The sequence below is a fragment of the Methylobacterium bullatum genome, assembly GCF_014845095.1.
Classification (GTDB): domain Bacteria; phylum Pseudomonadota; class Alphaproteobacteria; order Rhizobiales; family Beijerinckiaceae; genus Methylobacterium; species Methylobacterium bullatum.
The window spans coordinates 1-3,348 of sequence record NZ_NKUG01000285.1 but is presented as its reverse complement, the minus strand read 5'-3'; the positions used below and the strand labels follow the sequence as shown (position 1 = coordinate 3,348).

The 3,348-nt window shown below is 69.5% G+C and carries 4 protein-coding genes and 1 pseudogene; 1 reads left to right on the top strand and 4 read right to left on the bottom strand.

Annotated elements, in window-relative coordinates; genetic code table 11:
• The 4 genes and pseudogenes from MBTS_RS23150 to MBTS_RS23135 form a co-directional block, all read right to left on the bottom strand.
• Positions 1-354: pseudogene (locus tag MBTS_RS23150) on the bottom strand (hypothetical protein); the annotation flags it as partial.
• A 120-nt stretch (positions 355-474) separates the two neighbouring features.
• On the bottom strand, positions 475-1,311 hold the full coding sequence (locus tag MBTS_RS23145; RefSeq protein ID WP_192216593.1) for an ABC transporter substrate-binding protein: 837 nt from the start codon (positions 1,309-1,311) through the stop codon (positions 475-477).
• The gene (locus MBTS_RS23140; RefSeq protein ID WP_192216592.1) at positions 1,284-2,015 is read right to left on the bottom strand and encodes an ATP-binding cassette domain-containing protein; all 732 of its coding nucleotides are present in this window, start codon (positions 2,013-2,015) and stop codon (positions 1,284-1,286) included. The genes MBTS_RS23145 and MBTS_RS23140 overlap by 28 nt, the downstream gene beginning before the upstream one ends.
• Positions 2,012-2,707 carry an ABC transporter permease gene (locus tag MBTS_RS23135; RefSeq protein WP_192216591.1) on the bottom strand — a complete coding sequence of 232 codons (696 nt, stop codon included), beginning with the start codon at positions 2,705-2,707 and terminating at the stop codon, positions 2,012-2,014. Before MBTS_RS23135 ends, MBTS_RS23140 begins: the two co-directional genes overlap by 4 nt.
• Before the next feature lie 157 nt (positions 2,708-2,864).
• On the opposite strand from MBTS_RS23135, the gene MBTS_RS23130 reads away from it, so the two are divergent.
• A partial coding sequence (locus MBTS_RS23130; RefSeq protein ID WP_192216590.1) for a winged helix-turn-helix domain-containing protein occupies positions 2,865-3,348 on the top strand: 484 nt, incomplete at its 3' end.

The window sequence follows — 3,348 nt, the reverse complement described above, 5'->3', positions numbered from 1 at the left end:
GGCCGGGGCCTGGGCCGAGGCGCCCGAGGGGGCCGCGGCGTTCTGGGTCGCCCCCTGGGGACCCGAGGCACCGGGACCGTTGGAGGCCGTCGGACCGCTCAGGCCCGAATCCTTTTGAGTCTCGTTGCCCGCGGATTTCTGCGATCCGGAGCCCGGAGCGGTGACGGCCGTGCTCGTCTGGGCCGTGGCCGAACCGGACGCGGCCGGCTGAGCCGGCGGATGCAGGAACGCCGTGAGTTCCTTGCAGATATTGGCCGGCTTGCCCGCCGATTCGGCCGAGGCGATTGCCGGAACCATCGCCATCGCCGCCGTCACGGCGACGATGGAAAACCCTCTGATACCTGAACCCATCATGACACGGCCCTCCCGAGGCCAGCCGCCGCAGTTGCAACGGCGCGATTGACCAAGGAAGGTGCGCGGCACGCGGAAGGTGTCAAGGGCGGCGCGGCGCGCCCGTTCGTCGGGGACCGGCCGTCATCGGGCTTCCGCATTGGGAAAGAAGAGCTGCTCCCCGTTGATCAGGTAGGCCGCGATGGCCGCCTGGCCCGGGGCTGAGACGAGCCAGTCCACGAAGGCCTGCGCCGCCTTCGCCTTCACATGCGGATGTTTTTCCGGGTTCACGACCATCACGCCGTATTGATTGAAGAGGCGCTTGTCGCCTTCCACCAGGATCTTGAGGTCGCCCCGGTTCTTGAACGACAGCCACGTGCCCCGGTCACTGAGGACGTAGGCATTGGCGGCCGAGGCGGTGTTGAGCGCCGGCCCCATCCCCTGGCCCACATCCTTGTACCAATCGCCGCGCACGGCGCCGAGATCGAGGCCGGCCTCCTTCCAGTAGCGCAGCTCGGCGCTATGGGTGCCCGAGCGGTCGCCACGCGAGACGAAGGGCGCCTTGGCGGCGGCGATCTTGCGCAGGGCCTCGACGACGCTGGCGCCGGCCGCGCCGGCCGGATCGTCCTTCGGGCCGACGATGACGAAGTCGTTGTACATCACGGGATAGCGCTTCGTGCTCCACCCCTCGCCGACGAACTTCTCTTCGGCGGCGGTGTCGTGGACGAGGGCCACATCGGCATCCCCGCGTCGGGCCGCATCGAGGGCCTGCCCGGTGCCGAGGGCGACCACCTTCACGCCGATGCCGCTGGCCTGGGTGAATGCCGGCAGCAGCTCCTTGAACAAGCCGGATTGCTCGGTGGAGGTGGTGGAGGCCACCGTGATGGTCTCGGCGGGCTCGGCGACACCCGGTGCGGACGACAATCCGGAGACGGCGGCGAGGAGGCCGAAGCTCAGGAGAGAGCGGCGAAGGAAGTCCATGGCATTTCTCCGGTGAGATAGGCCCGCGCCTGCGGCGAACGGGGGGATGACAGGGTGGAACGCACGGGTCCATGCTCGACGGCGAGGCCGGCGGCGAGGACGACCACATCCTCGGCCAGACGCATGACCTGACCGAGATTGTGCGAGACGAGGACGACCTTCGTGCCGGCCACCGCCATCGACGCCACGAGATCCTCGATGACGTGGGACGAGGCCGGATCGAGATTGGCGGTGGGCTCGTCGAGCAGGAGGAGATCGGGCGCCCGCGCCCAGGCCCGCGCGAGGGCGAGGCGCTGCTGCTCGCCCCCGGACAGGCGGGTGGCCGGAGCGCCGGCCCGCTCGGCGAGCCCCACATGGCGGAGCGCGGCCCGCACCCGTTCGGCCCGCTCGCCCGCGCCGAGGCCGAGCGGCGCGAGAGCCAGGGCCACGTTGGCGGCGGCACTCGCACGGACGAGGCCGGGCCGCTGGAACACGAAGGCGGTGCTCGGAGGAGGACGGTCGGATGGCCCGATGCGGATCGTCCCCCCCGTCGGCGCCAGCAATCCGTCGATGAGGCGCAGGAGCACGCTCTTGCCGGCGCCGTTCGCACCGATGATCGCCGTGATGCCGGAGGACGTCACCGACATGTCGATGCCGTTGAGGATGGGCATGTCTCCCACCCGGTAGCGCAAACCTTCGATGACGATGGGGAGTGCCGCGCTCATCCGTAGGCCCGCATGGCATGGGAGCGGAGCAGCGTGGCGGTCGCGCTGACGACGAGGACGATGGCGATGAGAACGAGGCCGAGGGCCAAGGCGAGGGGCAGGTCTCCCTTCTGCGTCTCCAGGGAGATCGCCGTCGTCATGGTGCGGGTGTGCCCGTCGATATTGCCGCCCACGACCAGGACGGCCCCGATCTCCGAGATGGCGCGGCCGAAGGCGGCGAGGATCGCCGTCACCAGGGAGAAGCGCGTATCGTAGATCAGGATCGCGGCCCGCCGGGCGGGTCCGAGGCCGAGGGAGCGAAGCTGCTCGCCGAGATGCTCCTCCGCATCGGCGACGATCTGGCGTGCGAGGGCCGCGATGAGCGGGACGACGAGCACCGTCTGGGCCGCGATCATCGCGCCCGGCGTGAACAGGAGGCCCAGCCCCCCCAGCGGACCGGACCGCGACAGGAGAAGATAGAGGACGAGGCCGATGACCACCGGCGGCAGGCCCATCGCCGCGTTGAGGCATCCCGTGACCAGCCTTCGCCCCGGAAATGCCGACACGGCGACGAGGGCGCCGAGGGGCACGCCGACGAGGGTGCCCAGCCCCACCGCCGACAGGCTCACCCGCAGCGACAGGCCGGCGATGGCGACCACCTCCGGATCGAGGGCGGCGAGCCGTCTGAACGTCTCCTCGAGGGTCTGGAACATGGCCCCGGTGCTGTGCGCGGCGAATGTCTCTCGCAAAACTCCCGCTGCGCCGTGGTGCTTCGAGTAAGAGCCGACAGGGACGGGGAATTTTTGTGAGGCACTCTCACCCCCTCATGCTATCCCTCTCCCTGCCAGTTCAATAGGAAACGGATTGCCTATGAAGGTGGGATTGATCCTCGACGGGACCATTGCGGCGGCGGGCCGGCAACTCGCCTTCGCCCCCACCCTGGCGCTTCTGGACGCCGTCGCCACGGAAGGGTCGCTGCAGGGTGCTGCGGCGCGGCTCGACCTGTCCTATCGCTCGGCCTGGGGCCGCTTCCAGATCCTTGAGGAAGCGCTTGGGCAGCCCGTCATCCGAAAGACAAAGGGGCACGGCAGCGTTCTGACGCCCTTCGGTGCCGCCTTCCATCAGGCGCTCGACGGCGCATTGCGGGCGAGCGGAGAGATGATTGATCGAGAAGAAAAGCGGTTGGAGGCGACGCTCGCCGGTCTGATCGGGCGTGCCGCCGGCCCCCTGACCTTCGCGGTCAGCCACGATTCCGTCCTGCTCGACGCTCTGCGCGAGATAGGCGGCATCGCGGTCACCATCGCGGGGAGCATGGACGCCCTCTCGCAGTTGAAGGCGGGGCGTGCCGATGGGG